The sequence below is a fragment of the Enterococcus sp. LJL120 genome, assembly GCF_054871765.1.
Window position 1 is genome coordinate 1 of the sequence record NZ_JBTXLV010000029.1, and the last position, 4064, is coordinate 4064.

Here is a 4064-nt window from a genome sequence, read left to right on the forward strand (position 1 = left end):
TCAATTACGGGATAATGAAGAAAACTTTTTAGTTTGTGCAGCTTGGGACTTAACTTAGTATATCATCCATATATTTTAATGTTGTAAAATTTATGTAAAAAATTCTACTCTCAAGAAGTATATATCTTTTTTTGTTCATGCTATAATTTATCTGTGGCTAACAAACTGTAAAATACTATATATAGATTTGGTACACTCGGCCACACTGCACAGGGCGGAAAACTTGTGCAGTCCTTTGACAAGGCAGCCGGTTTCGGCTGTCTTTTTTTTATGTACCTCACAGGACTCGAACCTGCGACCGGACGGTTATGAGCCGTCTGCTCTAACCGACTGAGCTAAAGGTACGTTTAGCCGCCACTCAATCGAGAGCAGCGGCTTGTTTTGGTTTTAAAATTTATTCTGGTTCAATCTAGTCTGCATAGCTTTGACCATTAGAGAAGGTTCGCTGATAACTCCGTCTTGCACAGTACCAAAATATTTTTGCATAGCTCGAATCGTATTCGGACCAATGATACCATCGGCAGGAGTGCCAACTTTCCGCTGAATTGCTTTATATGTTTCTGGACCTTTTATACCATCGACCGCAATTTTAAGCACTTGTTGAATCCGGCGAGTTGTTGCAGCACCCCAGTAACCATCTACGGCAATTTGTTCTACTGAGCTAGTGCTATTTTGATTCGTTGGTGTGACATATGCACCTGATACCCAACCACGGCCATTTACTTCAAACCAGCTAGAGTATCCTTCCACCGTTTCGCCGTTAGAGACCATGCGAGTTGCGTTGAAGGTAAAACCTTTATTCAATGAATCGATTGATTCAGATTTACTTGTCGGTGATACTCGAACTTGCAAGCCATTTACATCTACAACTTGCTGCTTGTTCCAAGCTTTAATATTATATTCGATTGAAGAATTGGAATTACTGCTTGCCGGCGGCGCCACAGTTTGTCCAGCAACACGATTTCGGATTTCTTGCAAGCGTGGATATAGAGAAGGCCCCGGACAAGCTGTAGCTGCTCCCACCCCGTCACGATGCCCAATAATTCGAGTAATGTTATACCGCTTCTTGATGTCTTGAATTAAGGCAACAAGTGCTGTTACAGTCGCGTCAGAGACAAGCCAATTTGGTGCTCCGCTAGTATTGCAACACTCGATTCCGATTGAACGGCTGTTTTCATTACCCGCATGCCATGCACGTTTAGTTTCGTCAACGTAGGCCCGAATTTCTCCAGTAGGACCAATGCCGTAATGAGCTGAAGCCTTGCGAGTCGCCCAAACACCGGGTACCGAATCGAAGTTAGTTGTGGCCATGTGGTGGACAACAATCGTATCCACTTTCGTGTTTCCTCGACTCCCCCAACGGGTAGCGCCAAAATTTTCAAATTTAAATTTGGTTGCTAAAGGACTTACTGCCATATTATTCTTCACCTTCCTTTCCGTTATTGTCATCCGCACTATCTTTTAATTTTTCCAAACGTTTCTTAATCCATTTTGGGATAGGTACACCCAATTGGCCTAGATTTTCCGTAATAGAAATCCCATATACAGCGATATAGAAGAATACGAACCATGTGGCCACCGTTTCCATTCCTAATATTTTTAAGTACGGATAGGCCACGACGACCAAACAAACTACTAGCATGTGTTTAACAATACCAAGCAATCCTTTATTGCTTACAGCTTCTTTTATCTTAAAGCCCTTCGCAATTCCAGATGCAATGTCGGCTAACACCAGCCATAAAAGAATTTGTACATAGACATTATTCAGCAACATTCTGAATTCCATAATTAACTTTGCGTTATCAATTATCACCATTTTTACCACCTTTTCTTTTCTCAAAATAAAAAGACCTGCCTTAGCATGTCTTAGATTAACTAAATACTTCAATAATGGTGCGATAATCCACCTGTCCTTGAGTCTCAGTGATTCTATAAAATGCACCGTCCGCATTCAATTGAAATTTTTCAGACGTGCTTTGTAGATTCCATGCTCCCGCTAAAACCATCTGTTGTCGTTTCGGATTCATAGCAGCAGGGAATGTAAAAATTTTTTGTTCTCGGCCTGATGCCGCTGGGCGCCAACCATCTAGAAGAATTAACCACCTTCCGAATCGACGCCGGACCGCAACACTACCTGTCCCTGTTAGGACTGTCTGATAAACCCATCCAGTATCCATTATTTCTTCAGAGCTCAAGCTACCTTGGTTGCCAACTGAATCTTGAAGAATTAATAACCCTTGTGTCAGCTGCTGCCTGAAACGCACACTTCCGTCTGGATTTAGTGCTACTTGATCTAATCCGACTGGATTATATATCGTCTGAATCGGAAATGTATTGTCTATTAAACCAGTAGAATTCAACTCGCCATTGACTAGCGTTGTCGTACCAGTTGCCGTACTACCAGAATTGTTAGGTAATGGAACCTTCGTAAAGGTGTTAACAAATCTAGATGCATTAATCTCCACACCAGACAAGGTTTTGAACACGCCATTTTCAATGGCCACATTTTCGACAATTAGATTATCAATGGACATTCCCCACTCAACCCACGCACTGCCTGTCCAACGTTTTATCATGATAGGCGACGCTGAAGTGTCTTGCCATAGTTGATTGACTTCCGGTGACTGTGGCGCTGTTTGAGACACAATAATCCCACTAGTCCCATCTTTACCAGCCATGCCCACAGTGTAATTGCTTTTCTTAGTACCGTCGGTAAACGTGAACGTTGTTCTAGTCCATAAATATTGCCCTGCCTTCATTTGAGGAATGGCAGTCGTCCACGTACCAGTTGGCGGCGTTGTGCCGGAACTTGAGACTTGGTAGTCGATAACTGTGGAGCCGGGAACAATCCCTACACCGTCTTTTCCATTTGTGCCGTCCTTACCGTTTAACCCATCAGTGCCATCTTGACCAGTTTGGCCTAAAATACGAGACCAAGTGTATTTCGAAGGTTCGGTAGAGGCTTCTGGGTTGTTGTTCGAGTATGTGCCTTGGTAAAGTGGATAGGCATCTTCAAAATATTCTGAGGGTTTCGGTGTATAAGGAGGCACCGAATCAGTTTCTGATGACAGTTTAAATAAACCGATTTCGGATATCTCAGCCGAATTATTTCCGCCTTGCATAAGCCTAAACAATAGGGATTTTGTTCCGGTAATAGTAGAAAGTGTTTTAAATCTAAATGTATACCGTGTCCATGTTTCAGTCATAGGCCATATAAGCATGGTATCTGGCCGATTTGACGTTCCAGTAGACGATATGACAATTTCAGACACGTTTGCAAACACGAAAGTTCTCACTTCTCCGGTACCTCGGGCCATAAATGTTACTGAATACCAAGTACTTGGTATTAAAAAATCTACTTTATTGCAGGATAGGAAGTCGAATGTATATGAAGTTGATGGATTCACACCTTTTACGGATGCTGACGTCCCATATCCGTTTTCATTATAGGTTCGAGTTGGATTATCTGGATTAGTATTACTCCCCCATGCTGTTGATAATAATTTTTTAGTCTCCGGAAGTAGGTTCTCCCTAGGATAAACCGTAGTAAACCTATCTGTTCCGTCAGGTGACCATGACCAAGCAGTGTGCGTGTATGCATTGTCTCCTTTAACCTTTGTCCAACTATATTTTGTAGGGTCGGTCGAATCTGCCGATGTATAATCTGTGTATGTTCCCATATACAGTTTATTTACAGAAACTGAGGTACTAAAATCTGTCTTACCATCTGCTGAGTTTGCCCATGCTGTGTGAAAATAGGGTGTTTTACCATCAGTTCCAGCCGCACCGGGAATCCCTTTTTCACCCGGGTCTCCTACATATTTTGACCAAAGATATTTGCTAGGGTCTGTTGAGTCTTCTGCTGTGAAATCAACATACATCCCGATAAACGTTTTACCTGTTGGCGATTGAGAGAACCCACCACCTGAACTGTTGACTGCGTAAGCAATATGGGTGTATTGAGTTTTCCCATCAGCACCCGTAGGACCACGGACTCCTTGCGTTCCTTGAGGACCCTGTAAGCCTTGAATACCTTGGTCGCCTCGGTCTCCCTTGTCCCCTTT

The 4064-nt window shown here is 42.8% G+C and carries 3 protein-coding genes, 1 tRNA gene and 1 pseudogene; all 5 read right to left on the bottom strand.

Annotated features, from left to right (window positions below):
• Window positions 1-271 precede the first annotated feature (271 nt).
• Window positions 272-345, bottom strand: a tRNA-Ile gene (locus tag ACYSNU_RS18770).
• A gap of 42 nt (window positions 346-387) precedes the next feature.
• Window positions 388-1416, bottom strand: a complete 1029-nt coding sequence (locus tag ACYSNU_RS18775) for an N-acetylmuramoyl-L-alanine amidase (protein WP_461738594.1) — start codon at window positions 1414-1416, stop codon at window positions 388-390.
• 1 nt (window position 1417) lies between these two features.
• Window positions 1418-1816 carry a phage holin family protein gene (locus ACYSNU_RS18780; RefSeq protein ID WP_461738595.1) on the bottom strand — a complete coding sequence of 133 codons (399 nt, stop codon included), beginning with the start codon at window positions 1814-1816 and terminating at the stop codon, window positions 1418-1420.
• 55 nt (window positions 1817-1871) lie between these two features.
• The gene (locus ACYSNU_RS18785; protein WP_461738596.1) at window positions 1872-3134 is read right to left on the bottom strand and encodes a hypothetical protein; all 1263 of its coding nucleotides are present in this window, start codon (window positions 3132-3134) and stop codon (window positions 1872-1874) included.
• A gap of 468 nt (window positions 3135-3602) precedes the next feature.
• A pseudogene (locus ACYSNU_RS18790) lies at window positions 3603-4064 on the bottom strand (hypothetical protein); the annotation flags it as partial.